Annotated in this window: 25 protein-coding genes, 2 pseudogenes and 1 riboswitch; of the genes and pseudogenes, 14 read left to right on the top strand and 13 right to left on the bottom strand. The window is 72.3% G+C overall.

Going from position 1 to position 23,407, the window contains the following annotated elements; genetic code table 11:
• Positions 1-6: 6 nt before the first annotated feature.
• Both EDD29_RS17475 and EDD29_RS48105 read right to left on the bottom strand, forming a co-directional pair.
• Entirely contained in the window at positions 7-363 is a 357-nt protein-coding gene (locus EDD29_RS17475) for a (2Fe-2S) ferredoxin domain-containing protein (RefSeq protein ID WP_123665430.1), read from the bottom strand.
• A 41-nt stretch (positions 364-404) separates the two neighbouring features.
• Positions 405-563: riboswitch (cobalamin riboswitch) on the bottom strand.
• Positions 553-1,215: a hypothetical protein gene (locus EDD29_RS48105; RefSeq protein ID WP_170201447.1), complete on the bottom strand. Its 663-nt coding sequence runs from the start codon at positions 1,213-1,215 to the stop codon at positions 553-555. Its footprint overlaps the riboswitch before it by 11 nt.
• Positions 1,216-1,518: 303 nt before the next feature.
• On the opposite strand from EDD29_RS48105, the gene EDD29_RS17465 reads away from it, so the two are divergent.
• Positions 1,519-2,079, top strand: coding sequence for a GNAT family N-acetyltransferase (locus EDD29_RS17465; RefSeq protein WP_246052824.1), 561 nt, complete (start codon positions 1,519-1,521; stop codon positions 2,077-2,079).
• Positions 2,080-2,128: 49 nt separating this feature from the next.
• Here the strand turns inward: EDD29_RS17465 and EDD29_RS17460 are convergent, their stop codons facing one another.
• Positions 2,129-3,616, bottom strand: a complete 1,488-nt coding sequence (locus tag EDD29_RS17460) for an MDR family MFS transporter (RefSeq protein ID WP_246052822.1) — start codon at positions 3,614-3,616, stop codon at positions 2,129-2,131.
• A gap of 617 nt (positions 3,617-4,233) precedes the next feature.
• On the opposite strand from EDD29_RS17460, the pseudogene EDD29_RS46950 reads away from it, so the two are divergent.
• The 3 genes and pseudogenes from EDD29_RS46950 to EDD29_RS46940 all read left to right on the top strand — a co-directional run.
• A pseudogene (locus EDD29_RS46950) lies at positions 4,234-4,605 on the top strand (dihydroxy-acid dehydratase domain-containing protein); the annotation flags it as partial.
• A 106-nt stretch (positions 4,606-4,711) separates the two neighbouring features.
• Positions 4,712-4,849, top strand: a pseudogene (locus EDD29_RS46945) (dihydroxy-acid dehydratase domain-containing protein); the annotation flags it as partial.
• A gap of 76 nt (positions 4,850-4,925) precedes the next feature.
• Positions 4,926-5,837: a dihydroxy-acid dehydratase domain-containing protein gene (locus EDD29_RS46940; protein ID WP_246052820.1), complete on the top strand. Its 912-nt coding sequence runs from the start codon at positions 4,926-4,928 to the stop codon at positions 5,835-5,837.
• Positions 5,838-6,037: 200 nt separating this feature from the next.
• Here the strand turns inward: EDD29_RS46940 and EDD29_RS17450 are convergent, their stop codons facing one another.
• Complete coding sequence (locus tag EDD29_RS17450) at positions 6,038-6,781, bottom strand: lysophospholipid acyltransferase family protein (protein WP_123665426.1); 744 nt, start codon at positions 6,779-6,781, stop codon at positions 6,038-6,040.
• A gap of 202 nt (positions 6,782-6,983) precedes the next feature.
• Here EDD29_RS17450 and EDD29_RS48100 point away from each other — a divergent pair, with 202 nt between their 5' ends.
• The gene (locus tag EDD29_RS48100; protein ID WP_425454975.1) at positions 6,984-7,781 is read left to right on the top strand and encodes a hypothetical protein; all 798 of its coding nucleotides are present in this window, start codon (positions 6,984-6,986) and stop codon (positions 7,779-7,781) included.
• Positions 7,782-8,081: 300 nt separating this feature from the next.
• On the opposite strand, the gene EDD29_RS17440 is transcribed toward EDD29_RS48100, so the two are convergent.
• Complete coding sequence (locus EDD29_RS17440; RefSeq protein WP_123665425.1) at positions 8,082-8,837, bottom strand: MBL fold metallo-hydrolase; 756 nt, start codon at positions 8,835-8,837, stop codon at positions 8,082-8,084.
• A 557-nt stretch (positions 8,838-9,394) separates the two neighbouring features.
• On the opposite strand from EDD29_RS17440, the gene EDD29_RS17435 reads away from it, so the two are divergent.
• A complete protein-coding gene (locus EDD29_RS17435; RefSeq protein WP_148085988.1) occupies positions 9,395-10,678 on the top strand; it encodes an ATP-binding protein in 1,284 nt (427 codons plus the stop codon).
• A 206-nt stretch (positions 10,679-10,884) separates the two neighbouring features.
• On the opposite strand, the gene EDD29_RS17430 is transcribed toward EDD29_RS17435, so the two are convergent.
• Entirely contained in the window at positions 10,885-11,457 is a 573-nt protein-coding gene (locus EDD29_RS17430; RefSeq protein ID WP_123665423.1) for a TetR/AcrR family transcriptional regulator, read from the bottom strand.
• Positions 11,458-11,567: 110 nt separating this feature from the next.
• On the opposite strand from EDD29_RS17430, the gene EDD29_RS17425 reads away from it, so the two are divergent.
• Positions 11,568-12,269: an SDR family oxidoreductase gene (locus tag EDD29_RS17425; protein WP_123665422.1), complete on the top strand. Its 702-nt coding sequence runs from the start codon at positions 11,568-11,570 to the stop codon at positions 12,267-12,269.
• A gap of 5 nt (positions 12,270-12,274) precedes the next feature.
• On the opposite strand, the gene EDD29_RS17420 is transcribed toward EDD29_RS17425, so the two are convergent.
• Positions 12,275-14,197, bottom strand: a complete 1,923-nt coding sequence (locus tag EDD29_RS17420; RefSeq protein WP_123665421.1) for an acetate--CoA ligase — start codon at positions 14,195-14,197, stop codon at positions 12,275-12,277.
• Positions 14,198-14,309: 112 nt separating this feature from the next.
• The gene (locus tag EDD29_RS17415; protein ID WP_123665420.1) at positions 14,310-14,852 is read right to left on the bottom strand and encodes a hypothetical protein; all 543 of its coding nucleotides are present in this window, start codon (positions 14,850-14,852) and stop codon (positions 14,310-14,312) included.
• 91 nt (positions 14,853-14,943) lie between these two features.
• On the opposite strand from EDD29_RS17415, the gene EDD29_RS17410 reads away from it, so the two are divergent.
• Genes EDD29_RS17410 through EDD29_RS17400 form a run of 3 tightly spaced genes read left to right on the top strand, consistent with a single transcriptional unit; the run spans position 14,944 to position 16,963 of the window.
• On the top strand, positions 14,944-15,579 hold the full coding sequence (locus EDD29_RS17410; protein WP_170201446.1) for a TetR/AcrR family transcriptional regulator: 636 nt from the start codon (positions 14,944-14,946) through the stop codon (positions 15,577-15,579).
• A 47-nt stretch (positions 15,580-15,626) separates the two neighbouring features.
• Entirely contained in the window at positions 15,627-16,502 is an 876-nt protein-coding gene (locus tag EDD29_RS17405) for a TIGR03619 family F420-dependent LLM class oxidoreductase (protein WP_123665418.1), read from the top strand.
• 14 nt (positions 16,503-16,516) lie between these two features.
• Positions 16,517-16,963, top strand: coding sequence for a nuclear transport factor 2 family protein (locus EDD29_RS17400; protein ID WP_123665417.1), 447 nt, complete (start codon positions 16,517-16,519; stop codon positions 16,961-16,963).
• Positions 16,964-17,027: 64 nt separating this feature from the next.
• Here the strand turns inward: EDD29_RS17400 and EDD29_RS17395 are convergent, their stop codons facing one another.
• The 4 genes from EDD29_RS17395 to EDD29_RS17380 all read right to left on the bottom strand — a co-directional run bounded on the left by EDD29_RS17395 (position 17,028) and on the right by EDD29_RS17380 (position 20,052).
• Positions 17,028-17,645, bottom strand: a complete 618-nt coding sequence (locus EDD29_RS17395) for an SRPBCC domain-containing protein (RefSeq protein ID WP_123665416.1) — start codon at positions 17,643-17,645, stop codon at positions 17,028-17,030.
• 204 nt (positions 17,646-17,849) lie between these two features.
• On the bottom strand, positions 17,850-18,137 hold the full coding sequence (locus tag EDD29_RS17390; protein WP_123665415.1) for a hypothetical protein: 288 nt from the start codon (positions 18,135-18,137) through the stop codon (positions 17,850-17,852).
• Between the two features lie 97 nt (positions 18,138-18,234).
• A complete protein-coding gene (locus tag EDD29_RS17385; protein WP_123665414.1) occupies positions 18,235-19,008 on the bottom strand; it encodes a helical backbone metal receptor in 774 nt (257 codons plus the stop codon).
• Positions 19,009-19,086: 78 nt separating this feature from the next.
• A complete protein-coding gene (locus tag EDD29_RS17380; RefSeq protein ID WP_246052816.1) occupies positions 19,087-20,052 on the bottom strand; it encodes an alpha/beta hydrolase in 966 nt (321 codons plus the stop codon).
• Positions 20,053-20,208: 156 nt separating this feature from the next.
• On the opposite strand from EDD29_RS17380, the gene EDD29_RS17375 reads away from it, so the two are divergent.
• Complete coding sequence (locus EDD29_RS17375; RefSeq protein ID WP_123665413.1) at positions 20,209-20,541, top strand: hypothetical protein; 333 nt, start codon at positions 20,209-20,211, stop codon at positions 20,539-20,541.
• Between the two features lie 92 nt (positions 20,542-20,633).
• Here the strand turns inward: EDD29_RS17375 and EDD29_RS17370 are convergent, their stop codons facing one another.
• A complete protein-coding gene (locus tag EDD29_RS17370; protein ID WP_123665412.1) occupies positions 20,634-21,233 on the bottom strand; it encodes a TetR/AcrR family transcriptional regulator in 600 nt (199 codons plus the stop codon).
• A gap of 182 nt (positions 21,234-21,415) precedes the next feature.
• Here EDD29_RS17370 and EDD29_RS17365 point away from each other — a divergent pair, with 182 nt between their 5' ends.
• The 3 genes from EDD29_RS17365 to EDD29_RS17355 are packed head-to-tail and all read left to right on the top strand — an operon-like array spanning position 21,416 to position 23,406.
• Positions 21,416-22,168: an SDR family oxidoreductase gene (locus EDD29_RS17365; RefSeq protein WP_123665411.1), complete on the top strand. Its 753-nt coding sequence runs from the start codon at positions 21,416-21,418 to the stop codon at positions 22,166-22,168.
• A 27-nt stretch (positions 22,169-22,195) separates the two neighbouring features.
• A complete protein-coding gene (fabG, locus tag EDD29_RS17360; RefSeq protein WP_123665410.1) occupies positions 22,196-22,951 on the top strand; it encodes a 3-oxoacyl-ACP reductase FabG in 756 nt (251 codons plus the stop codon).
• A gap of 2 nt (positions 22,952-22,953) precedes the next feature.
• Positions 22,954-23,406 (top strand): MaoC family dehydratase, encoded by a 453-nt coding sequence (locus tag EDD29_RS17355; protein WP_123665409.1) that lies wholly within the window; start codon positions 22,954-22,956, stop codon positions 23,404-23,406.
• Position 23,407: the final 1 nt, after the last annotated feature.

Raw genomic sequence — 23,407 nt, 5'->3', positions numbered from 1 at the left:
GCGAGGTCAGCGGCGGCGGGGCGGGGTGAAGAGGTGGAGGTCGAGGATGGGAGGCATGGGGGCCACGCCGGGGCCTCCGGCGCGCAGCCAGGCGGCGACGTCCTCGGTGGCGGCCGCGCCGTTGACGAACTCCAGCCAGATGTTGCGGGCTCCGGCGGCGCGGCCTTCGGCGGAGGGCTGGACGACGATGACGTTCGCGCGTTCGCAGACGTCGAGGCAGTCCGACACGCGGACCTCGGCCTCGGCGCGCAGCCGGGCGAGCTGCGCGTCGTGGTCGACACCGGCGATCTTCGGGCTGCCGCAGCAGCAGTCACGGCACACCGTGACCCTGCACGGCAGGCTCCGGGCACATTCCACGGGCACGAGGCCGACTCCCCTCCGGGGAGATCCGCCCCAGACGTCGCGAGGAGGCGAGACGGGTGAGTCTCCTGGCTTCCGGCTCGCCGCCGTCCCCGTCCTCTCGGACGGCGGGCAGGCGCGCCGTTCACAGTGGCGGGACCGCGCCGGATTCACACCGGCTTCCTCAGTCCCCGCTCGCCAATAACGCCCACATCATGACATATCCCGGCCGGAGGCCTCCGTCGTCAACGCCGTCGGGCCCTCGCCCCGCCCGGTCCCGACCGGCCGACGAGCCCTGCTTCCCCACGGCTCAGGATCCTCGACCTCAGAGGCAGGACCTCTCATGGCGAAGGTCGCCACGACGGCGTCACCGCGACACCGCGACACCGCGACACCGGCCGAGGGCACCGTCACGATCGGCGCGGGCGACTCGCGCCCGGTCGCGGTCCTGCTCCAGAACCGGACCGCGCACGCCGACGAGCGGGCGCGCGTCTCGGTGATGGGCGACAACGGCGCGAGCGGCGCGGCCGGCGTCGCGCCGCGGCCCGCCCCTCCTGGCCGCACCGCCACCGAAGGCCCGGCCGCGAGTCCCCGCCCGAGCCTTTCCGCGGCGGCGCGGGCGCCGCTCGGGCCAGAGAGTGTCCGGTGGATCTCGGTCGATCCAGAGGAGTGCGCCGACCAGGGTGATCCCGGCTTGGCAGTGGTGGGCGGGTTTGCCGTGGCGGGTGGCGATGGCGCGCCATTGCTTGAGCCGTTCGATGCAGCGACCCCGCCACGGAAGCCCGACGCCGGTTTCCACAAGATCCCGTTCAACACCGTCCGGCGATCCGGCCGCCGGCCACCACGAGCCGCCTGGACGGGAAGAAGAGGCTCCACCCTCGCCCAGGCGGCATCGGTCAGCTCATGACGAGCCGAACACCAAGATTCACAGGACGTGGCCTAGCATTGCAACGACAGGTGGTGATCAATATGTGCCTCCGTGTATTTATTGATCCGTGGTCGTTGTTGATGTTGATGCTTGGTCTCGGCAGTTTTCGGACTTTCTGGCGGTGTTCGCGCATCGGTTTCCGCGGGTGGAGTCGCGCGGCAGATGGCCTTCTACCAGTACTGGAAGCACATCGGGCGCCGACCGGTCGGTAGTCTCCGCGTGCGGTGGGGCGTTCCGGAGGGGGAGGCGTGGTGGGCGGGCTGGCGGTGCCGCGGATCCGGTTCGGGGAGCGGGTGCTGCGGGAGTGGGCGTACGGGGACGCCGAGGTGCTTCGGGAGGCGGCGGAGGATCCGTACATTCCGGTCATCACCACGGTGCCGCGGGAGTGGAGCGAGGAGGCGGGGCGGGCGTTCGTCGAGCGGCAGTTCCGACGGGCGGAGGACGGGACGGGCTATCCGTTCGCGATCGTCGATGAGCGGGGCCGGACGGTCGGGCACGTCGGGGTGTGGATCCGCGACCTGGACCTCGGGCGGGTGTCGATCGGGTACTGGGTCGTGGCGTCGGCGCGCGGGTCGGGCATCGCGGCCGCGGCCGTCGGGACGCTGGCGGAATGGGCGGGGGCGCACCTGGGCGCCGCCCGCGTCGAGCTGCACATCGAGCCGTGGAACGCCGGATCGGTCAGGACGGCGGAGAAAGCGGGCTTCACCTGCGAAGGGCTGCTGCGGTCCTGGGGCGAGGTCGGCGGCGAGCGGCGGGACATGCTGATGTTCGCCAGGATCGTGGGAAGCGCGGCGCGACCGGCCGCGTCCTGAGAACGGGACGGCCCCCGCGAAGAAATTCTCGCGGGGGCCGTAACGATCGCTAGTGGAACGCCACTTCCTTGGTGAGGGCCTTGTCGACGGGCTTGATGAGGAAGGAGAGCGCTATGGCGAGGAGGCCGAGGACCGCGCCGCAGAGGAAGGCGTCCTGGATTCCCGTGGACTGTGCGGCGAGGGGGGCAGTACCGGATTCGGCGGATGAGGTGGAGCTCATCGTCATGATGGTGATGAAGAGGGCGGTTCCCGCGGCGCCGGCGAGCTGCTGGAGCGTGTTCATGATCGCGCTGCCGTGGGAGTACAGGTCCGCGTCGAGGGAGCCGAGCGCTGAGGTCATCAGCGGAGTCATCGCGAAGCCCAGCCCGAGGCTGGTGAGGACATGAGCGGTGATCGCGAATCCGATGGGCGTGGACGCGTCGAGCATGCTCATCATCACCAGCGAGACGGCGAGCGCCAGGGTGCCGGGGATGACCAGCGGGCGCGGGCCGAAGCGGTCGGCGAGCCGACCGACGAAGGGCGAGACGAGCCCCATCATGAGGCCGCCGGGCAGCAGCATCAGGCCGGTCTCCAAGGTCGTCAGACCGCGGATCGTCTGGAGGTAGATCGGCAGCAGGATCAGCGCGCCGAACAGCGCGCCCATCGCGACGAGCAGCAGGAGTACACCGATGACGAACGAGCGGTTCCGCAGCGGGCGGAGATCGAGCAGGGCGGCGTCCTCCCGCTGGAGCCTCAGCTGGCGCGCCACGAACAGCGCGAGCGCGACGGCCCCGGCGGCGAGCGGGAACACCGGGGCGACCGGGGCGTGGCCGCCCGCGGACTCGCCGATGGCGCTGAGCCCATAGATCAGGCCACCGAAGGCGACGGCCGACAGCAGCGCGGAAGGCAGGTCGAACCGGACCGGCCGCGGCGTCCCGCTGTTCTTCACCAGGGCCGCACCGATGATCACCGTCACGGCCGCGATGGGCAGCACCGCGAGGAACAGCCACCGCCAGCTCAGGGAGGCGAGGATCAGCCCGGAGAACGTCGGGCCGACGGCGGGGGCGACCGCGATCACGACGGACACCAGCCCCATCGTCCGGCCGCGCCGCGACGCGGGGACGAGGGTGAGGATCGTGGTCATCAGCAGCGGCAGGACCAGTGCCGTCCCCGACGCCTGCACGACCCGCGCGACGAGCAGCACGCCGAAGTGCGGTGCGAGCCCGGCGAGCAGCGTGCCGAACGCGAAGAGGGAGGTCGCCGTGATGAAGACGGACCGGGTGCTGAACCTCTGGAGGATCAGGCCGGTCGTCGGGATGACCACCGCCATCGTCAGCAGGTAGCCGGTGGTCAGCCACTGCGCGGCGGTCGCGGTGACGGCGAACTCCGTCATCAGCTTCGGGATCGCCACGCCCATGACGGTCTCGTTCAGGATCATCACGAAGGCCGCGAGGATCGGGACCCCGATCGCGATCTTGACGTGCCGGGGCATCGGCTCCCCGGAATCGGCGGCCTCGGCTATGTGGCTGGGCTCAGCCAGGGTCTCGGGTCGCTCCACAGTCGTACGTGGCCTTTCTCATCTCGCGTGCGGCTGTTCCGGAGGCGGTGCACCCGCCCGAACACAAAAACGGGCCGAAAACCGGCCCGAACGAGGCTTAGCGAGCGCTTTGTCGGTTTCCCGCCATGGTGCCCTCCCCCGTCGCCGAACCGCAGCGAACGGTTCGACTCCCAGGTGAACATCCAGATCACCGAAAAACTTCCGCCCCCGGCCCGGATCTCCACCCGGTTTCACGGCCCCCGACCCTACGCACGCCCCGCCCACCCCCTCAACAGGTTTTCCGGCACCGCCACCCCAGCCGTCCAGAGGACGCGACCCGGTCACCAGAAATGCCGCAGCGGCGGCGAACGTACAGGAGGTGCCGGCCCTCTGTCGGTGTGCGGCGCAGCGGAGAGCGGTGCCCCGGCACCGGCCGTACGTGTGCGGGGTGCGGTCTCGGGGAGCGGGGAGCGGCCTTGGGAGGCGGGCCGCCAGGGGTACCCGGTGGAGATCGGGGTGGTCTGCGGGGGCCGGGCGGTGGTGCTCGAAGCGCAGCAGGCCGCAGCGGGGGCGGCGTCCGCGGAGGCGTCGGTCGACTCGGGCTGGGGCGTGTAACCGCGGTCGACGACGGCATCGCGATGGGCCATGAGGGGACGCTGTACTCCCTGCCGTCCCGCGAGCTCTTCGCCGGCTCCGTCGAGTACATGGTCCAGGCGCACGGGGCCGACGTGCTGGTGTGCGTCTCCAATTGCGACAAGATCACGCCCGGGATTCTCATGGCGGCCCTCCGCCTGAACATCCCCACGGTGTGCGTGTCCGGCGGCCCGATGGAGGGCGGGCGCGCCGTCCTCACCGACGGGATCGTGCGCACCCGCCTGGAGCCGGTCACCACGATGGCCGACGCCGCCGACACCGCGGTCTCCGACGCCGACCTCGCCGCGGTCGAGGCGAACGCCTGCCCGACGTGCGGCTCGTGCGCCGGCATGTTCACCGCCGACTCGATGAACTGCCCGGTGGAGGCGCTCGGCCTCGCGCTGCCCGGCAACGGGACGGTCCTGGCCACCCGCCACCGCGCGCCGGGCCCCGTACGAGGAGGCCGGGCGGACGGCCGTCGCGCTGACCCGGCGCCACTACGAGGACGACGACGCGAGCGTGCTGCCCCGCTCGATCGCCTCCCGTGCGGCGTTCGACAACGCGATGACGCTCGATCTGGCGATGGGCGGCCCGACCGACACCGTGCTGCACCTGCCGGCCGCCGCGCACGAGGCGGAACTCGACTACTCGCGCACCGACATACTCGCTCACCGACATCGAGGCCCGCTCCCACCTCGTGCCCTACCTGTGCGAGGTCGCCCCGAACGGTCCCTACCTGATCGAGGACGTGCACCGGGCGGGCGGCATCCCCGCACTGCTCGGCGAGCTGCACAGGGCGGGGCTGCTGGACGAGGACGTTCACACCGTCCGCTCCGGGTCGCTGAGGGAGTGGCTCACGGAGTGGGGGTCCGGGGGACTCCCCTCCGGCTCGGGCCGTCGACCTTCTTCCACGCCGCTCCCGGGGGCGTCCGCTCCTCGGAGGCGTTCTCCCGGTCCGCCGCCGAGAGTCCCTCGACGTCGACGCCTCGAGCGGCTTTATCCGGAACGCCCCCACGCCTACTCCACCGACGGCGGTCTCGCGATCCTGCGCGGCGGGCTCTCCCCCGACGGCGCGGTCGTCAAGTCCGCCGGGGTCCCTGTCGGCGTGGAGGTCCTCACCGGGACGGCGATCGTCACCGAGTCACAGGAGGAGGCCACCGAGGCGATCCTGTCGGGCCGCGTCGCGCCCGGCACCGTCCCGGTCATCCGCTACGAGGGCCTGCGCCGCGGTCCCGGCATGCAGGAGATGCTCCACCCGGCCGCTCATCTCAAGGGCCGGGGCCTGGCCGGCTCCTGCGCGATCCTCACCGACGGCCGCTTCTCCGGAGGCGGCTCCGGCCTCTCCGTCGGCCACGTCTCCCCCGAAGCCGCCGCGGGCGGCCCCCTCGCCCTGGTCGCCGACGACGGCACCATCACCATCGACGTCCCCGCCCGCACGATCACCCTGGACGTCCCAGAGGGGACCCTCACCACCCGCCGCGCCCTTCTCGAATCCACCACCGGCCACCGCCCGAGATCCCGCCGCCCCCTCTCCAAGGCCCTCCGCGCCTACGCCGCCTTCGCCCGATCCGCCTCCACCGGCGCGATCCGAGACCTCCCGGACGGCTGAAGCGGACCGTGCGGTGCCGCGCAGCTGAGCGTGTGCCGGAGAGGGATCGAGCCGGGCCGTGTCATGGTGCCCGCCGAGTCGGAGGCTCGATCTTGCGTCTTGCGGCTGCGGGACTCCGCGAGCGGACAGGCGATCACCGGCGCGCTCAGGTCCGGCCGAGGCCCCCTTCCCGTGGCCTGGGCCGGACCTGAAAAAGGAGGTCAGTGGCCGTTCGGGAGGGGGGTCGTCAGGGCTTCGGTGATGGCGGTGCGGGCCACGGAGGTGAGGGCCGGGGCGTCCTGGGGGGTGAGGTGCCTGGTGGGGAGGGGGGTGCCGATGGTGATGTGGACTTCGGCGCGGCGGATGCGGAGGCGGTGGGCGGGCCAGACGGTATCCACGCCGCGGAGGGTGACGGGGAGGATGGGGACGCCGTGGGCTATGGCGATCATGAAGGCGCCGGACTTGAAGGGGCGCATGCCCGTTTCGTAGGAGAAGGTGCCTTCGGGGTAGACGAGGAGGGAGCTGCCCGCGGCGAAGGCTTCGGCGACGCCGCGGTTGATGGAGCCCTGGTCCGCGTTGCGGCGGTCCACCTCGACGAGGCCGGCCGCGCGCATCGCGGGGCCGAGGAGCGGCACCCGGAACAGCTCGCGCTTGGCGAGGATGCGCAGGCCGCCGCCGAAGACGGCGAGGTGGATCATCGGGTCGAGGTTGGAGGTGTGATTGGAGACCACCACATAGGTGGCGGAACGCTCCAGCCGCTCCAGGCCGTCGACGGTGATGCGCGCGCCCGTGGCCAGGCACCAGAAGCGGGCCCAGGTCCGCAGGATCGCGTCCACGGCCCGGCGTCGCCGCTCTCCGCGCAGGGGCAGGAGCAGGACGGCGAGCGCCCCGATCATCGTGGCGAGCAGCCCCGCGGCGAGGGCCGGAATCGTGCGCCAGGCGGGGCCGTGATCGCCGCCGGTCATGCCGCACCCGCCACGGGTACGGCGGCCATCACCCCGGCGGACCGCCGAAGCGACGGCGCGTTCAGGGTCTGCGCCAAGGGCACCGCGTCGTTCACGACGCCGAGTAAACCAGATAGTTCCCTCCGCTTATAACCGGTTTTGGGAACTATCAGCGCTGGAAAACCGTTTCTGAGCTGCCCACGGGCGATGAGATCATGGGGCCATGAGCGAAGAGTGGGTGACGGCCGAGGAGGTCCACGCCAAGCGGGCGGAGTTCGAGGCGGCGCTGGGAGGCTGGCGGCGACCCGCGGCGCACGGCCTCGTGCACGAGGCCGACGGGCGGCTCGAGGTCGTCCGGGTGAACCTCGAGGGCGAGGGTCCATTGCCGGCGGCCATCCTGGCGACCGTCACGGGGTACCGGGCGGGGGGCGCCGCGCTGCCGTTGAGCACCGCCGAGCTGGACCGGGCGATCGAGCTACTGGCCCCGGCCGAGGCGTGCACCGCGCTCCGGCATCCGAACCTGTGGGCGTGGCGGCTGCTCCGGGAGGCGCTCGACGGCAAGGGCTCCGCGGTCGCGGTCTTCGCCGACCGGATCGATGGCCCGGCGCCCGCCGACCCCCACCTGCGCGCGCTCCTCGCGGAGGTCCACCGGGGCCGGGAGGAGGACGCCGACGGCGGCACCACCCTGTGGCGTCCGGTCGGCCCCGCCGAGCTTGAACTGCTGCGCGCTTCCGGGATGCGGGAGTGGCCGCCGCGTCTGGCGGACCAGCCGATCTTCTACCCCGTGCTCCGCGAGGAGTACGCGGCGGAGATCGCCCGCGACTGGAACGTGGACGCCTCGGGCGAGGGCCATGTCACCCGGTTCCGGGTGGCCACGGACTTCGCGCGGCGCTATCCGACGCGCCAGGCGGGCGGGTCCGGGCATCTCGAACTGTGGATCCCGGCCGAAGACCTGCCCGCGCTCAACGCGCACCTCCTCGGCCCGGTCGAAGTCATCGGCTCCTTCCGACCACCGGCCTAGCGTTCAGCGGCACTCGGACCGGTACGCAGGCGCCGCCGGTCGGCCTCGGCCGCCCACCGTTCGCTCTCCTGCCCGCTCTCCGACCCGTACTCATGCGCCGCGAGCGGCCTTGACCGTCTGCCGTCCGATCTCCCACGCGCACACACCGACCCGCTCCTACGCCGCGAGTCGGTCTTGGCCGCCTGCCTCCGATCTCCTGCGTGCGCTCGGATCCGTGTCAGGCGCCGCGAGGGCTTGGCGAACACGAGGTCGCCCGGGGCCGCCGGTCGCAGGGACGGCGGAGTGCCGGGGGGAGGGCGCTCAGGAGAGGCGGTCGGCCAGCCCTGCTTCGGTGAACGCCTTGACGAGCGTCTCCCGGTCCTCGGTGAAGTGCCCCCAGCCGTCGACGTGGACGGGTACGACGCGGCGGGCCGCGAGGATCCGGGCGGCCTCCGCGGCCGAGGCGCTGTCGAGGGTGACGGGCCTGCCGTCGAAGAACGGCGTCCGGGCGGCCCCGGCGAACAGCACGGCGGTGTCGACGGGGCCGACTCGTACGGCGATCTGGCGGACGAGGTCGAGGGAGGCGTTGTCACCACTGACGTAGACCACGGGCAGTCCCTCGCCGGTGAGCACGAAGCCGGTGACCTCGCCGGAGATCTCCAGCACGCCGGCGCCCTCCGGCCCGTGCAGGGCGGGCACCGCGGTGATGGTGACGGTGCCGCCGTCCGGCCGGTCCAGGACCACTTCCGTCCACGGTTCGAGGCCCCGGACCGCACCGCCGAGCCGGGCCGCGCCGGTGGGGGTGGTGAGGACGAGGGGGACCCGGCCGAGGAACGCGCGGCCGGCGTTGTCGAGGTTGTCCGGGTGCTGGTCGTGGGAGAGGAGGACCACGTCGACGCGGCCGAGGTCGTCGGGGCCCGCCGTCGGCGGCTCCAGCTTGGTGAGGACGAGTCCGGGGCCGAGCGGGTACTCGCCGGGCTCGTCGAACGTCGGATCGGTGACGAAGCGCAGCCCGCCGTATTCGATCAGTGCCGTCGGCCCGCCGAAGACCTGTACCGGTACCCGTTCGCCGCTCATCGCCCACCCCATGATCGCCCATCCGGATCTTCCCCGACGCACGGTAGCCGCCCGGCCCGTCCGTCGGAGGGCCCGGCGCGCCGGAATCCCGGGCGCGGCCTCGCCCGGCCATGACGATCGCCCGAACCTGGATTGTGGCCGCTCTCACGTTGTCGCGTTTGCCGACTCCGATCCTGGTACAAATCGCTCCAATACCACATTAAAAGGACTAATAGCCCAGGCATCTGAAGGAAACGACAGACCGTAATAGGCGCGGACGTGTACGCTCCCATCCCAGCAGACACGGCATTTCACCTGGAACATGGTGTGTCCGCACAACTGAGGTATCGCAGGATTAACGCGAGATCACATCTTTCGGTGGGATTCTCGTGGTGGGTGGCCCGCGGGATTCTCCTGGCGTAGTTTGGGGTCTCGGTTCCCGCGCAGCGGGGTGGCGATGACGAGTTCGGCCGACACCGCCAGGTTGACCATGCGTGCCCGATGTGCCCGACAGGCGCAGCGCCCGGGGTCCCGGCGGCCGAGGCCCGGACGCGGTGCCCCGGACCCGGAAGCAGATCATGGAAGAAGCTGCGCGTCCCTCGCCCCTGTGGCCCGTGCTGACCACCGCGGTGGTCGCGGCGCCCGTCGCGATCCTGGTGTTCCTGACGGCCGCCCGCCCGCCGACCGCCGCGCTGGCCGCGGGCGCGCTCTGCGCCGCGGCCGTCCTGGTGCTCGCCGAGGCCCTGCGCCGCTCCCGCGCCCGCGTGCTCGGGCTGGAACGAGACCTGCGCGACGCCCGCGGCACGGCGGAGCGGCAGCACACGGAGTTCGGAGAGCTGCTGCACACGCTCGCCTGGGACGTGTCGGTCGCCGCGCGCCGCCCCGACGTCCCGGCCTCGTCGTCCTGGGCGGAGCAGACCGCCGCCGTCTACGACGCCGCGTTCTCCCGCACCGAGACCGCGCGCGCCGAGGCGGCACGGGCGATGGAGGGCATGGTCGTGTCGGTGGCGCAGCGCACCCAGGCCGGGGTGCTGCGCGTCCGCGAGTCGGTGGACCGGCTCGCGACGCGGGTCAGGGAGCGGCCCGACCTGTTGGAGGAGTGCACGCGGATCGCCGGGCAGGCCGCCCAGCTCACGCGGCTCGCGCAGAGCCTCGTGGTGCTGAGCGGCGGGCGCGCCGGACGGAACTGGCCTCGCCCCCTGGCCCTCGGCGACGTGCTGGCGGCGGCGGCCGGGCGCGTCGTGACCGGCGGGCGGCTGGAGGTGGTGGGCGGCCAGGACGTCGCGGCCCGGCCCCGGGTCATCGAGCCGCTGGTCCACGCGTTCGCCGAGCTGCTCGCCAACGCCGCGCAGTCGTCGCCGGGGAGCGTCGCGGTGCGCGCGGCGGTCGAGCGGGCCGACGGCGGGTACGCGGTCCGGATCGAGGACTCGGGCATGGGCATGGACGACGTCGCCCTGGCCCGCTTCGGCGAGATCGCCTCCGGTGCCCGCGCGGCCTCCCTGACGGCGCTCGGCCCGCTGCCCAGGCTCGGCCTCGCCGTCGTCGGCACCTATGCCCGCCGGTTCGGCCTCGGCGTCCGCCTCGAACGCGCCTCCCACGGCGGCCTGCGCGCCGTCGTGCGCATCCCCGACAGCCTGGTGACCGCCCCCGTCACGCCCCAGCGCCCCGAACCGCGCGCCCTTCGCGCCCCCGTCGGCCCCGAGCGCCCCCACGTCGTCGGCAAGGCCGCCAGCGGTCTCCCCCAGCGCCGCCGCACCTCCGACGCCCCCGCCATCTCCGACCCGGCCCCCGACTCCCTCCACACCCGCCTGGCCACCCTCCTCGCCGACCACCCCCAAGACGACCCGAACCCACGCCCCTGATCCCGGCGGACCCGTGGTCACGAAGGCGGGGCGGTGCGGAGCGGGCACCGCGGCGACGGTGACGGTCGGCCGGACCGGGACCGCTCCCGTCCAGGCTCGAGGTCCCGGACGGGAGCGGCCGAGACGGGACGCTCCGGCGGGATGGGAACGCGGCGGGATGTCCGGCTGCGGGTGGACCGGCCATGTGGAGTGCGGCCGGGGCGGGATCAGAGTCCTGCGGCTTGGAGCAGGGCGGTCGCGGTGGCGGTGGCCAGGCCGTCGAGGGGGGCGGCCTGGATGACGGCCGTGCTGTTGGCGCCGTCGAAGGCGAGGGTGAGCTGGCGGGCGAGAAGGTCCGGATCGGGGGCGCCCGCGCGGCCCGCCTCGGTGCGGAAGAAGGCGGTGAGGGCGTTCTTGGCGGTGCGGGCGACGGTGCTCGCGGGGTGCGCCGGGTCCTTGAGCTCGACGGCGGCGGCGACGAACGGGCAGCCGCGGAACTCCGGCTCTGCGGACAGCTCTTCGAGGCGCTGGAAGACGTGAAGGATCCGTTCGCGCGGCGGTCCTTCCGCGACGGGCAGGAGCGCCCGCCGGTGGTCCGGCGCCCGGCGGGCCAGGCTCGCCGCGATGACCTCGTCCTTACCGTCGAACAGCTGGTACATCGAGCGCTTGGACACCCCCGCCGCCCGGCACAGCGCCTCGACGCCGACGCCCACGCCCTCCCGGTAGAAGAGCTCGCCCGCCGCGTCCAGGAGCCTGTCGCGGGTGGACGGCCCCGCCCGGTCTCCGCTCGATCCGCTCATATCGCGAGGATACCCCGCCGAAAACCGATCGGTTTCACCGTGGTCGCACCAGGAAACCGATCGGTTTACAGTGGAGGGAAACCGATCGGTTTCCACCACGGGAGGAAAGCATGACCGCGATCAAGGACTCCGTCGTCCTCGTCACCGGAGGCAACCGGGGCATCGGCCGGGCGCTGGTGGCCGAGCTGTACACGCGCGGCGCGGCCAAGGTCTACGCGACGGCCCGCGACCCGCGCACCGTCACGCATCCGGACGCCGTCCCGCTCGCGCTGGAGATCACCGACCCGGCGGCGGTCGAGGCGGCCGCCGCGCGGGCGGGGGACGTCACGATCCTGGTGAACAACGCGGGGGCATCGGTCAACGCCTCGCTGCTCAGCGGGCCGATCGAGGACGTGCGCCGCGAGTTCGAGACCAACTTCTTCGGTCCGCTGCTGGTCACCCGGGCGTTCGCTCCGGTCATCGAGCGGAACGGCGGCGGGCACGTCCTGACCGCGCACTCGGCCCTGTCCTGGCTCGCCCTCGCGGGCAGCTACAGCGCCGCGAAAGCCGCGCTGTGGTCGCAGACCAACTCGCTGCGGCTGGAGCTCCTGCCGCGCGGCATCACCGTCACCGGGCTGCACATGGGCTATGTCGACACCGACATGACGGCGGCCGTCACCGCCCCCAAGGCCGACCCCGCCGACATCGCCCGCGCGGCGCTCGACGGCGTCGAGGCCGACGCCGCCGAGGTGCTCGCCGACGACACCTCACGCTGGGTGAAGTCCCGCCTCTCCGGCGACCTCGCGGACCTCTACCCCCAGGTCAAGGGCTAGTCCCCCTATCGCTCGGCGCGGTGCCGTAGGACGGGGGCGATCGCGTCCAGGACCGAGGGGTCCTCGATGGTCGCGGGGACGGGCTCCTCGCGACCATCGGCGATACCCCGCATGGTCTTGCGGAGGATCTTGCCGGAGCGGGTCTTCGGCAGGGCCGGGACGACCGACACGTCGCGGAAGGCGGCGACCGCGCCGACGTCGCGGCGCACCGCGGCGATGAGCTCCGCGGCCAGGGACTCCTCGTCCTGCTCGACGCCGGCCTTGAGGACCACGAGCCCGTACGGGAGCTGGCCCTTGAGCGGGTCGGGCACGCCGATCACGGCGCATTCCGCGACGGCCGGGTGGGTGGCGAGCGCGGCCTCGATCGCGCCCGTGGACAGGCGGTGCCCCGCGACGTTGATGACGTCGTCGATCCGGCCCATCACGAAGAGGTATCCGTCCTCGTCGAAGTGACCCGAATCGCCCGTGTGGTAGAAGCCCTCGTGGCGGCTCAGGTAGGAGGCGATGAAGCGCTCGTCGTCGCCCCAGAGCGTGTGCAGCGCGCCGGGTGGGAGCGGCAGCCCGATGACGATCTCGCCCTCCCTGCCCGCGCCGACCGGTTCGCCGTACTCGTCGAGGATCCGGACGTCCCAGCCCGGCACGGGCACGGTGGCCGAGCCGGGCTTGGTCGGCATCGGCTCGAGTCCGCGCGGGTTCGCCGCGATGGGCCAGCCCGTCTCGGTCTGCCACCAGTGGTCGACGACGGGCACGCCGAGCATCTCCGACGCCCAGCGGTAGGTCTCGGGGTCGAGCCGCTCTCCCGCGAGGAACAGCGTCTTCAGCGTGGAGACGTCGTACTTGGCGAGTTCGGCGGCCTTCGGGTCGACCTTCTTGATGGCGCGGAACGCGGTGGGCGCGGTGAAGATCGCCTTCACGCCGTACTCCTCGACGACCCGCCAGAACACGCCCGCGTCCGGAGTCCCGATGGGCTTGCCCTCGTAGACGACGGTCGTCGCGCCGATGAGCAGCGGCGCGTACACGATGTAGCTGTGCCCGACGACCCAGCCGACGTCGGAGACCGCCCAGAACACGTCGCCCGCCTGGATGTCGTAGATCGCCCCCATCGTCCAGGCGAGGGCGACCGCGTGGCCGCCCGCCGTGCGCAGCACGCCCTTCGGCTTCCCGGTGGTCCCCGAGGTGTAGAGGATGTACAGCGGGTCGGTAGAGGCCACCGGGACGGGTGCCGCGGGCGCGGCGGAAGACACGGCCTCCGCCCAGTCGACGTACCCGGGCAGCGACAGGTCGGCCGGATGGCCTTCGCGCTGGAGCATCAGGGTGTGCGCGGGCCGGTGGGCGCTCATCCCCAGGGCCTTCTCCAGCATCGGCTGGTAGGCGACGACCCGGCCGGGCTCCAGCCCGCACGACGCCGCGACGACGACCTTCGGCTGCGCGTCCTCGATCCTGGCGGCGAGCTCCTTGGCCGCGAACCCTCCGAACACCACCGAGTGCACGGCGCCGAGCCGGGCGCAGGCCAGCATCGCCATCAGCGCCTCGGGCACCATCGGCATGTAGACGATCACCCGGTCGCCCTTTCCGACGCCGAGCGCGGCGAGCGCCCCGGCGACCCCGGCGACCTCGTCGCGCAGTTCACCGAAGGTGTAGGTGCGCTTGGCGGGGACCATCGCCGAGTCCCAGATCAGCGCGAGGCGGTCCCCGGCGCCCGACTCGACGTGCCGGTCGAGGGCGTTGGCGCTGGTGTTCATCTCCCCGTCGGGGAACCAGCGGTAGAAGGGCGCGGAGGAGGCGTCGAGGGTCCGCGAGGGATCGTGCGTCCAGTCGATCAGCCCCGCCGCCTCGCCCCAGAAGCCCTCCGGGTCGGCGAGGCTCCGCCGGTACGCCTCGGCATACGCTCCCACGTCCGTCCTCCTTCGTCGCCGCGCGGCGGGCATCGGCGCCCGCCGACCACGCCTCCGGGCTCATTCCCCGGAGAAGCCCTTGCTATCGGGAAAACCCGGTGCGAACCGCCGCCGGAAGGCCCGAAGACCGGGCCGATGGCCCCGATCAGACGGGACCGCCTGCGGCGACCCGGACGGCGAGTGCGTCTCCGCCGTCCGGAACGGGCCGGGCGGCGGCGCGCGCGAGATCCACGAGGAGGAGTTCACCGGGATCGAGTTCCGCCTCGGTCGAGGCCCCGTCGTCCGCGATGACGGCGAAGCGCTGCGGCCGGGCGCCGGGCGGGCACAGCCAGACGGCGAAGGCGGCCGGTTCCCGGGAGTCCCCCAGCGGGGCGCCGAGCCGGTCGGCGATGAGGTGCAGGACGTCCGGGCCGGTCTCGGTGATCCCACCGGACCGGGTGCCGGCCTCGCCGAGGCCCCGGACCACGAGGACGCCGTCGGAGCGGCCCGCGGCGAACCCGTCGAGCCTGTCGCGGAACGGGCACGGCGCGAGGCCGGGCGGCTCCCCCGGGGCGACGATCCAGCCCTTCTCCCGCAAGGCCGCGCGCCGCCGCAGGACGACGGCCTCCTCCAGCTCGATCAGGTCGACGGGACCGAGCCGGTAGCGCTCCAGGCCCCAATACGCGTCGAGGTCGCCCATCGCGGCCACGGCCCCCTCTCCCCAGAACTGACAAAACAGATAAGACTCGGCCTTTGCCGTGATCCGGATGCCCGTACCCGCGCGGATTGTTCTACCCGTCATGACTGCCGAACCTGCCGTCCAGATCCTTCCCGACGAACAGGTCCTGCGCGCGGCGGTCAGGCTGTTCGCCGAAATAGGGTACGACGCGACGACCCTCGACATGATCACCCAGACGGCGGGACCCGACGCCGCGCGCTCCGATCTCCTCCGCGAAGGCAAGCCCGAGATCTACCGAGCCGTGATCGAGTACTTCCACGACGTGGAGCAGCGGTACTTCGACCGGGCGTCGCAGGAGGTCTCCCGTGACGTCCGGGGACTGCACCGGCTGATCGACGCCGCGCTCGACTTCGCCCTCTCCCACCCCGAGATCAACGCGGTCTGGGAGCACCGGGGCCTCAAGGACGCCAGCGACCTGGACTTCCCCGACGGCGCGGTCCCCGCGCTGGAGTCCGTGCTGGTCCGCTCCCCGTGGGCGGGCGTCCGGGCCGACGTGGACCTGCGCTTCGTCGCCTGGGCGGTCATCTGGCTCATCCAGGGCTTCGTGCGCACGGGCCTCCCGGACGCCGCGGGGAACCGCCGCCCGGCCGACGACGGCGACGCTCTCCGGGCGTTCCACACCGAACTGCACACCTGGGTGGACCTACGCGTGCACGCGGTGGCCCCATGGCCCGAAGACGGCCCCCGCGGGCATTGACCCCGCACGGGCATTGAAACTGGAACGTGTTCTAGTAGGCTCGGCGCATGCGGTTCACCTACGCCGAGGCGATGACCGACCCGTCCTACTACCTCCCGCTCGCCAAGGCGGCGGAGGACGCCGGCTACCACAGCATCACCGTCCCGGACTCCTTGATGTATCCCGAGGTGTCCGATTCGACCTATCCCTATACCGAGGACGGCGACAGGGCGTTCCTCGAGGACAAGGCGTTCATCGAGACGTTCGTCCTCACCGCGGCGATGGGCGCGGTGACGTCACGACTGCGGTTCACGCCCTTCGTCCTGAAGCTCCCGATCCGTCCGCCCGTCCTGGTCGCCAAGCAGGCGAGTTCCATCGCGGCGCTCATCGGCAACCGGCTGTCGCTCGGCGTCGGGCTGAGCCCGTGGCCCGAGGACTTCGCCGCCATGGGCGTGCCCTGGGCGCGCCGCGGCAAGCGCATGGACGAGTGCATCGACATCGTCCGCGGGCTGACCAGTGGGGAGTACTTCTCCTACAAGGGCGAGTTCTACGACGTCGAGTCGATGAAGATGTGCCCCGCGCCGACCGAGCCGATCCCGATCCTCGTCGGCGGGCACAGCGACGCCGCACTGCGCCGGGCCGTCATCCGCGGCGACGGCTGGATGCACGCGGGCGGTGACGGGGAGGAGCTCGACGCCCTGCTCACGAGGCTCCAGGGCATCCGCGAGGCCGAGGGCAAGGCGAACGACCCGTTCGAGATCCATGCGATCTCCTTCGACGCCTACACCGTCGACGGGGTCAGGCGCCTGGAGGACAAGGGCATCACCGACGTGATCGTCGGCTTCCGCCTCCCCTACATCAAGGGCCCGGACACCGAGCCACTGGAGACCAAGATCCGCAACCTCGAGTCGTTCGCCGAGTCCGTCATCACACGGTGCAACTAGAACAGGTTCTCGCTTTGACCGACACCCCCGGCTACACCTGGGACGCGCCCGACGCCCCCCACCCCGCCAGGACCGCCGCCAAGAACTCGCAGAGCCGGGTCGCCGCCCGGGACAAGGACGGCTGGCTCGCCCTCTTCGCCGACGACGCCCATATCGAGGACCCCGTGGGCCCCTCGTTCCTCGACCCCGAAGGCAAGGGTCACAAGGGCAAGGAGGCCATCTCGGCGTTCTGGGAGGGTTATGTCGGCCTCATGAAGGGCTTCCACGCCCGCACGACCGAGTCGTTCGCCAACGGCCCGTCCTGCGCCAACGTCACCAGGCTCACGACCACCCTCGGCGACGGCTCGCGGATGACCGTCGACTGCGTGATCGTCTACACGGTGAACCCCGAAGGGCTGCTCACCTCGATCCGCGCCCACTGGGAGCCGGACCGGGCACTCGCGACCCTCGAAGCGCCCTGAGCCCCCGCGGCCGCCGTCCGCGGCGGTCACGGGTTCTCGTCGCCGGGACCGAGGCGGCCGACGCTCACCCCTCCGGGAGGACCGTGTAGTTGGCCGTCGCGGCCTGGACGGCGGCGTCGATCTGCGCGTCGGTGGCGAGGCCCGAGGCCCGGAGGGCGTTCTCCCACTCGGCGATGGATCCGGCGTTGTACTCCAGGACCTCCGGGGAGTTCTGGAAGGCCGACGGGTCCTCGGGCTCGAAGCCGTCGAGGTAGAGGCCGAGGCCGAGCAGCGCGCCGTCCCAGCCGGGCCCGACGTACAGGGCGCCGCCCGCGTCCGGGACGAACGCGGCGGGGACCGAGTGCTCCAGCACCAGGTCCGTCGAGCCGGCTCCGGCCGAGGCCAGCTCGATCGTCACGACGCTCTCGGCGGCGCCCCAGGTGAGCACGAGGCGCTTCGCCGGGTCGCAGGTGAGGATCGTGCCGTCGGCGTTGCCCTCGGCGGCGAAGCTTCCGCCCTCGCGCAGATCGCCGCTGACCGGCAGGAACCAGCGGCCCAGTCGCGCGGGCTCGGTGAGCGCGGCCCAGAGGGCGCCGGGGGCGGCCGGGCAGGAGCGTTCCAGCCGGACGACGAGCCGGTCACCGCCCTCGCCCGCGTGCACCCGTCGGCGGACTGCGTCGAGCTGGGCGCGGAGGTCGAACATCGCGGGTCTCCTTAGGTTCCGACGCGTGATGCCGCACTCCACGGAGTGCACGGCGGTGGCCCCGCGCGGCTCGGCACGCCGGAGACCGGGGCGCCGAACGCGTGCACGCCCCATCCAGGAAAAAGCCACTCTATCGGTCCGCGCACCGGGAAGGCCGCACTTCAGGCGAGGGGCCCCGCCGGAAAGGCGGGGCCCTGGGGACGGCTAGTCGATGGAGACGCTGCCGCCGTACTTCTGGACCGTGGAGCCGCCGGGCTTCACCACCGCGAGGACCTTGCCGTCGCAGTCGCCGTCGTCGTGGACGCGGACGAGCTCGTTGGTCTCGTTGCGGACGGTGAGCGGCCAAAGATAGGCGGGGTAGCAGCCGCCCGGGTTGAAGTAGGTCATCTGGCCGACGTGCAGTTTGCCGACCGCGGCCTGGGCGGGGGTCGCGGCGAGCAGGGCGGCCGCGACGGGAAGCGCGCACAGGGAGGTGCGGAGGAGCTGACGCATGCAGGGGTTTCCTTTCCGATTCCGCGGCCGGGCGGGCCGCGCAAAGCGATCACCATGGTGATCACCGGAATCCATCAAGGGAAACCCTCCGTGATGATCAGATCGCAAAGAGTGATCGAGAGAGCCGGTCCGGGGCCTCGACCATGGACGGGCCGTACCAGGTGAGGTCGCGGCCCTCGACGAGGGCGATCCGGCGCCCCGGGAAGCACTCCGGGCCGTCGTCGGCGGTGAACCGGTAGGGCTCGTCGGGCAGCACGACGAGGTCGGGACCGGCGGCGGCGATCCCGTCCAGAGGGATCTTCGGATACCGGTCCGCGTGGCGGGCGAAGACGTTGGCGACGCCGAGGCGGGCCAGGACGTCGCCCGCGAAGGTGTCGCGGCCGAGGACCATCCAGGGGCGGCGCCAGATCGGGACCACCGCGCGAACGGGCGCCCCCCGGCCGTCGGACGAGTGCGGGGCCCAAGCGCGCTCGGCGGCCTCCAGCCATGACGGAACGGGCAGCCCGCAGCCTTCGGTGAGCATCCCGCGCAGGGAGCCGAACGCCTCGTCCACGGTCCGGATCACCGTGACCCAGACCGGCACGCCCGCCGCGCGCAAGGCCGTGAGGTCGGCCTCCCGGTTCTCCTCGGCGTTGGCCAGCACGAGATCGGGCCGCAGCGCGACGATCCGGGCGACATCGGGATTCTTCGTTCCCCGGATCCGCGTGACATCGAGGTCCACCGGATGGGCGCACCAGTCGGTCGCGCCGACGAGCAGCCCCGGCGCGGTCGCCGCCACCGACTCCGTCAGCGACGGAACCAGCGACACGACCCGCGCCACGTTCGCCGGAACCGGCACCGGGGCCCCTGTGTCGTCACGCGGCGCGTCCATCTCCCGATTCTCCCACGCGCCCCGTCCCGGGCTCCGCCCGTCCGTCGCGGCCTGCCGTTCGCCGCTCCGTTCGACGGGTCAGGCGGCGCGCTCGGCGGCGGCCGGAACCTCGCGGATGAAGGCGCCCAGTTCGGCGAGGGAGACGAGGCCCTCGCGGCAGAAGTCGGCGAAGATCTGGAAGACGTGGGGCTGGCGCTCCCAGACGACGAGGGTGACGGGCACTCCTGCGGCGGCGAGGCGTTCGGCCATGAGCTCGGCGTCCACCCGCAGGATCTCGGTCGAGCCGCAGTGAATGAGGGTGGGGGGCAGAGCGGCAAGGGCGCCGTTGACGGGCGAGTGCAGGGGGTCGAGTGCGGCGCCGCCGAGCAGGAGGGTGTTCATCTCCGGCAGGCGCGGCCCGGGGATGAACGGGTCGATGCGCAGGTTCGGGTGGGCGAGCTTCGCCGCGTGGTCGAGGTCGGTGAGCGGGGAGATCGCGACGAGCGCGCCGGGCGCGGGCAGCCCTTCCCCGATCGCCTGGAGCGGGGCCGCGAAGGTGAGGAAGCCGCCCGCGGAGTCGCCCGCGATGATGATCTCCTCGGCGGCGAACCCCTGGTCGAGCAGGTACCGGTAGGCGGCGACGCAGTCCTCGACGGTTCCCGGCAGGGTCGTCGAGGGAAGCTGGCGGTAGGCCACCGAGAGGGCGGGCACGCCGGCCGCCGCCGAGAGGCGCGCGATCATCCGCCGGTGGGAGCGCAGCCCGCCGACCATGAAGCCACCGCCGTGGAAGTAGAGGATCACCTTGCCGGTGCCGTCGGCGCGGCGGCTGACGCCCGGCCCGTAGACCCACTCGGCGGGGAAGCCGTCGAAGGGCACGGGGACCTTCACCGTCCCGCGCGGCGCCAGCATCACCGCGGTGAGGGTGTCCATCCGGGCCGCGTGCCGCAGCACTCTCGGTGTGAACGGCGCGTACCGCATGAGCGGCCGCAGCCAGAACCGCAGCAGGAAGAGGAACACCCGGGCCGGCAGGCCGATCCCCGACCGGCTCTCCATCACGACGTCCACCGCACACCTCCGAAGCAAGCGCTCGCTTACCGAACGTGAGGCTAAGCCTCCGGCGCCGTCCGGTCAACCACCCGCCCGAACACGGACCAGGTACCCGACCATGCGGACTTCTGGGAAGATAGGCCGCCGCCCGGTCGGAAAACAGGGAGTGAACGGATGATGCGCACGCTCGCGCGCCTGACGACGGCCCTGCTCATCTGGATCGCCGGTCCGGGCATCGCCGGATATCTCCGCATCAAGCTGATGCACAGGTCCGCAGCGGGAGACTTCGGCCCCTACTACCTGATCAGGGACGCGGTGCCGCTGATCCCCGAGCTGTGGCCCCTCGCGATCCTCTTCGTCGTCCTGCCTCTGGTCGGCTACCGCAGACGCGATGCCTTCTTCTACTTCGTGCCGTTCTTCGGCTGGGCCCTCTTCGTCAAGGCCGCCTGGCGGCTCGCCGCGCTCCGGAACCCGGACCGACCCCGGCGCGCGGCCGCCCCCGCCTGATCCGGCTCCCCCGGGTGGGCGCCCTTCGCGAAAGCCGCCCACCCGGCCCGCTCGGCAGGCCGGCCGATCGCCGTGCCCGCCCGTGCCGTGGGTCAGGGGCGGGCGCCGACGATGCGAAGGGCCAGTTCGACGTAGCCGGTCGCGATGTCCTCGGGGGTCCACTCCCCCGCGGTGCGGTACCAGCGGGCGATGTCGATGCCCAGCGAGAGCAGGGCGGTCGCGGCGATCTTGGGGTGCGGGGTGTCGAAGACGCCCTCGGCCACGCCGCGTTCGACGAGGGCGCGGATCTCGCCGTCGACGGTGCGGCGGATCTCGCGGATCTCGGCCATGTGCCCGGGGCTGAGCGCGGACAGCTCGTAGTTGACGATCCGGGCGCCGGTGTTGTCGCGCGCGTGGTGGACGACGAAGTCGCGCACCACACGGCGCAGTGCCTCGACGGGGCCGGTGGACTCCGCGATGCCCTCCCTGACCAGGCGCAGGGTGCGGTCGTGGCCGGATTTGGAGATCAGGAAGAGCAGTTCCTCCTTCGACCTGTGGTGCACGTACAGGGCGGCCGGGCTCATGCCGGCGGCGGTGGCGATGTCGCGGGTGGTGGTGCCGTGGAAGCCCTTCTCCGCGAACGCGGTGACGGCCGCCTTCAGCAGCCGGGCGCGGGTGGCGTCGGCGCGCGGAAGGTCGGAGGTGTCGGGCATCGCGCGGCTCTCCTTTCCGATGCGGGCGGGGCGGTGTTCCAGCAATACCACGGTTGTGTCCGCGCCCAGTCCTGATGGGCCGGATCACCGGGGGCTTGACCTGCGACGTCGTCGTGCTGCACCCTGAACCCCACCCCGATTCTAAGCAAGCGCTTAGTAACCTCGCACCACGGAAGTTGACCATGACCCGATTTCACGGACGCACCGCGATCGTCACCGGCGCCAGCCGGGGCATCGGCCTCGCCATCGCCGAAAGGCTGGTCGCCGAAGGCGCCAAGGTCGTGATCACGGCGCGCAAGAAGGACGCCCTCGACGAGGCGGTCAGCGCGCTCGGCGGCCCGGAGCACGCGCTGGGCGTCGCCGGGCACGCCGACGACATCGCGCACCAGGCCGAGACGGTCCGGCTCGCGATCGAGACGTTCGGGAGCGCCGACCTCCTGGTCAACAACACGGGCATCAACCCCGCCTACGGTCCCCTCCTCGACATCGAACTCGGCGCCGCCCGCAAGACCTTCGAAGTCAACTGCCTGGCGACGCTCTCGTGGGTGCAGCACGCCTACCGGGCGTGGATGAAGGAGCACGGCGGCGCGATCGTCAACGTCACCTCGGTCGCCGGGGTGAAGCCGTCGCCCGGCATCGGCTTCTACGGCGCGACGAAGGCGATGCTCGGCCACCTCACCCAGGAGCTCGCGGTCGAACTCGGCCCCGACGTGCGGGTCAACGCGGTCGCCCCCGCGGTCGTCAAGACCAGGTTCGCCACCGCGCTCTACGAGGGACGCGAGGAGGAGGTCGCGGCGCCCTACCCGTTGAAGCGCCTCGGGGTGCCCGACGACATCGGCGGCGCCGTCGCCTTCCTGCTGTCGCCCGACGCGGCCTGGCTGACCGGCCAGATCCTCGTCGTGGACGGCGGCCTGACCCTGACCGGCGGCGTCTGACCGCCGCTTCCGAGGAGGAGCGAACCCATGAGCATCCAGAAGACCGCCATCGTGACCGGGGCCGCGCGCGGCATCGGCGCGGGCGTCGCGCAGAGGCTCGCCGCCGACGGCTTCGCCGTGGCCGTCGTGGACCTGGACGAGGCGGCCTGCAAGCCCGTCGTCGAGGCGATCGAGGCGGCCGGAGGCCGGGCGCTGGCCGTCGGGATCGACGTGGCCGACGAGCAGGCCGTGCAGGCCGGGGTGGCGCGGATCGCCGCCGAGCTCGGCGCGCCGACCGTGCTGGTGAACAACGCGGGGATCATCCGCGACAACCTGCTGTTCAAGATGAGCGCGGACGACTGGGACGCCGTCATGAACGTCCACCTGCGCGGCGCGTTCCTCATGACCCGGGCCGTCCAGGCGCACATGACGAAGGCGGGCTGGGGCCGGATCGTCAACCTGTCCAGCACCTCCGCGCTCGGCAACCGCGGCCAGGTCAACTACTCCGCCGCCAAGGCCGGCGTCCAGGGCTTCACCAAGACCCTCGCCCTGGAACTCGGCAGGTTCGGCGTCACCGCCAACGCCATCGCACCCGGCTTCATCGCGACCGAGATGACCGAGGAGACCGCGCGGCGGATCGGCGTCCCGTTCGAGGACTTCAAGGCCGGCGCGGCAAAGCAGATCCCGGTCGGACGCACGGGCACCCCGGACGACATCGCGCACGCCGTCGCGTTCTTCGCGAGCGAGGGCGCGGGGTTCGTCTCCGGCCAGGTCCTGTACGTCGCCGGCGGACCGAAGGACTAGGGATGAACGTCTTCCACGACATCGAAGAGCTGCGCGCGGCCATCGGCACCCACCTCGGGTACTCCGACTGGCACACCGTCACCCAGAAGCAGATCGACACGTTCGCCGAGGCCACCGGCGACCACCAGTGGATCCACACCGACCCCGTGAAGGCCGCGGCGGGGCCGTTCGGCGCGACCATCGCGCACGGCTTCCTGACCCTGTCGCTCGTGCCGCTGCTCGCCGGACGCGTCTACCGCGTCGAGGGGATCTCCATGGGCGTCAACTACGGCGCCGACAGGCTCCGGTTCCCCGCCCCCGTGCCCGTGGACTCCCGGATCCGCGCGGGTGTGGAGCTGCTCTCGCTGGAGCAGGGCGGCGGCGGGTACCGCCTGACGGCCCGGGTGGCGATCGAGCGCGAGGGCGCGGCCAAGCCCGTCTGCGTCGTCGACGCCGTCAGCGTCCTGGTGCCCTGAA

The organism is Actinocorallia herbida (genome assembly GCF_003751225.1).
In the GTDB taxonomy this organism is placed as follows: Bacteria; Actinomycetota; Actinomycetes; order Streptosporangiales; family Streptosporangiaceae; genus Actinocorallia; species Actinocorallia herbida.
The sequence above is the reverse complement of the archived record's forward strand: the minus strand, read 5'-3'. Positions and strand labels throughout refer to the sequence as shown.

What these genes read in the sequence shown, in the direction of transcription:
- EDD29_RS17450 (WP_123665426.1), bottom strand. Translation starts at nt 6,781, where the DNA reads ATGACCGGCGGCGATCACGGCCCCGCCTGGCGCACGATTCCGGCCCTC.
- EDD29_RS48100 (WP_425454975.1), top strand. Translation starts at nt 6,984, where the DNA reads ATGAGCGAAGAGTGGGTGACGGCCGAGGAGGTCCACGCCAAGCGGGCG.
- EDD29_RS17440 (WP_123665425.1), bottom strand. Translation starts at nt 8,837, where the DNA reads ATGAGCGGCGAACGGGTACCGGTACAGGTCTTCGGCGGGCCGACGGCA.
- EDD29_RS17435 (WP_148085988.1), top strand. Translation starts at nt 9,395, where the DNA reads ATGGAAGAAGCTGCGCGTCCCTCGCCCCTGTGGCCCGTGCTGACCACC.
- EDD29_RS17430 (WP_123665423.1), bottom strand. Translation starts at nt 11,457, where the DNA reads ATGAGCGGATCGAGCGGAGACCGGGCGGGGCCGTCCACCCGCGACAGG.
- EDD29_RS17425 (WP_123665422.1), top strand. Translation starts at nt 11,568, where the DNA reads ATGACCGCGATCAAGGACTCCGTCGTCCTCGTCACCGGAGGCAACCGG.
- EDD29_RS17420 (WP_123665421.1), bottom strand. Translation starts at nt 14,197, where the DNA reads ATGCCCGCCGCGCGGCGACGAAGGAGGACGGACGTGGGAGCGTATGCC.
- EDD29_RS17410 (WP_170201446.1), top strand. Translation starts at nt 14,944, where the DNA reads ATGACTGCCGAACCTGCCGTCCAGATCCTTCCCGACGAACAGGTCCTG.
- EDD29_RS17405 (WP_123665418.1), top strand. Translation starts at nt 15,627, where the DNA reads ATGCGGTTCACCTACGCCGAGGCGATGACCGACCCGTCCTACTACCTC.
- EDD29_RS17395 (WP_123665416.1), bottom strand. Translation starts at nt 17,645, where the DNA reads ATGTTCGACCTCCGCGCCCAGCTCGACGCAGTCCGCCGACGGGTGCAC.
- EDD29_RS17390 (WP_123665415.1), bottom strand. Translation starts at nt 18,137, where the DNA reads ATGCGTCAGCTCCTCCGCACCTCCCTGTGCGCGCTTCCCGTCGCGGCC.
- EDD29_RS17385 (WP_123665414.1), bottom strand. Translation starts at nt 19,008, where the DNA reads ATGGACGCGCCGCGTGACGACACAGGGGCCCCGGTGCCGGTTCCGGCG.
- EDD29_RS17375 (WP_123665413.1), top strand. Translation starts at nt 20,209, where the DNA reads ATGATGCGCACGCTCGCGCGCCTGACGACGGCCCTGCTCATCTGGATC.
- EDD29_RS17370 (WP_123665412.1), bottom strand. Translation starts at nt 21,233, where the DNA reads ATGCCCGACACCTCCGACCTTCCGCGCGCCGACGCCACCCGCGCCCGG.
- EDD29_RS17365 (WP_123665411.1), top strand. Translation starts at nt 21,416, where the DNA reads ATGACCCGATTTCACGGACGCACCGCGATCGTCACCGGCGCCAGCCGG.
- fabG (WP_123665410.1), top strand. Translation starts at nt 22,196, where the DNA reads ATGAGCATCCAGAAGACCGCCATCGTGACCGGGGCCGCGCGCGGCATC.
- EDD29_RS17355 (WP_123665409.1), top strand. Translation starts at nt 22,954, where the DNA reads ATGAACGTCTTCCACGACATCGAAGAGCTGCGCGCGGCCATCGGCACC.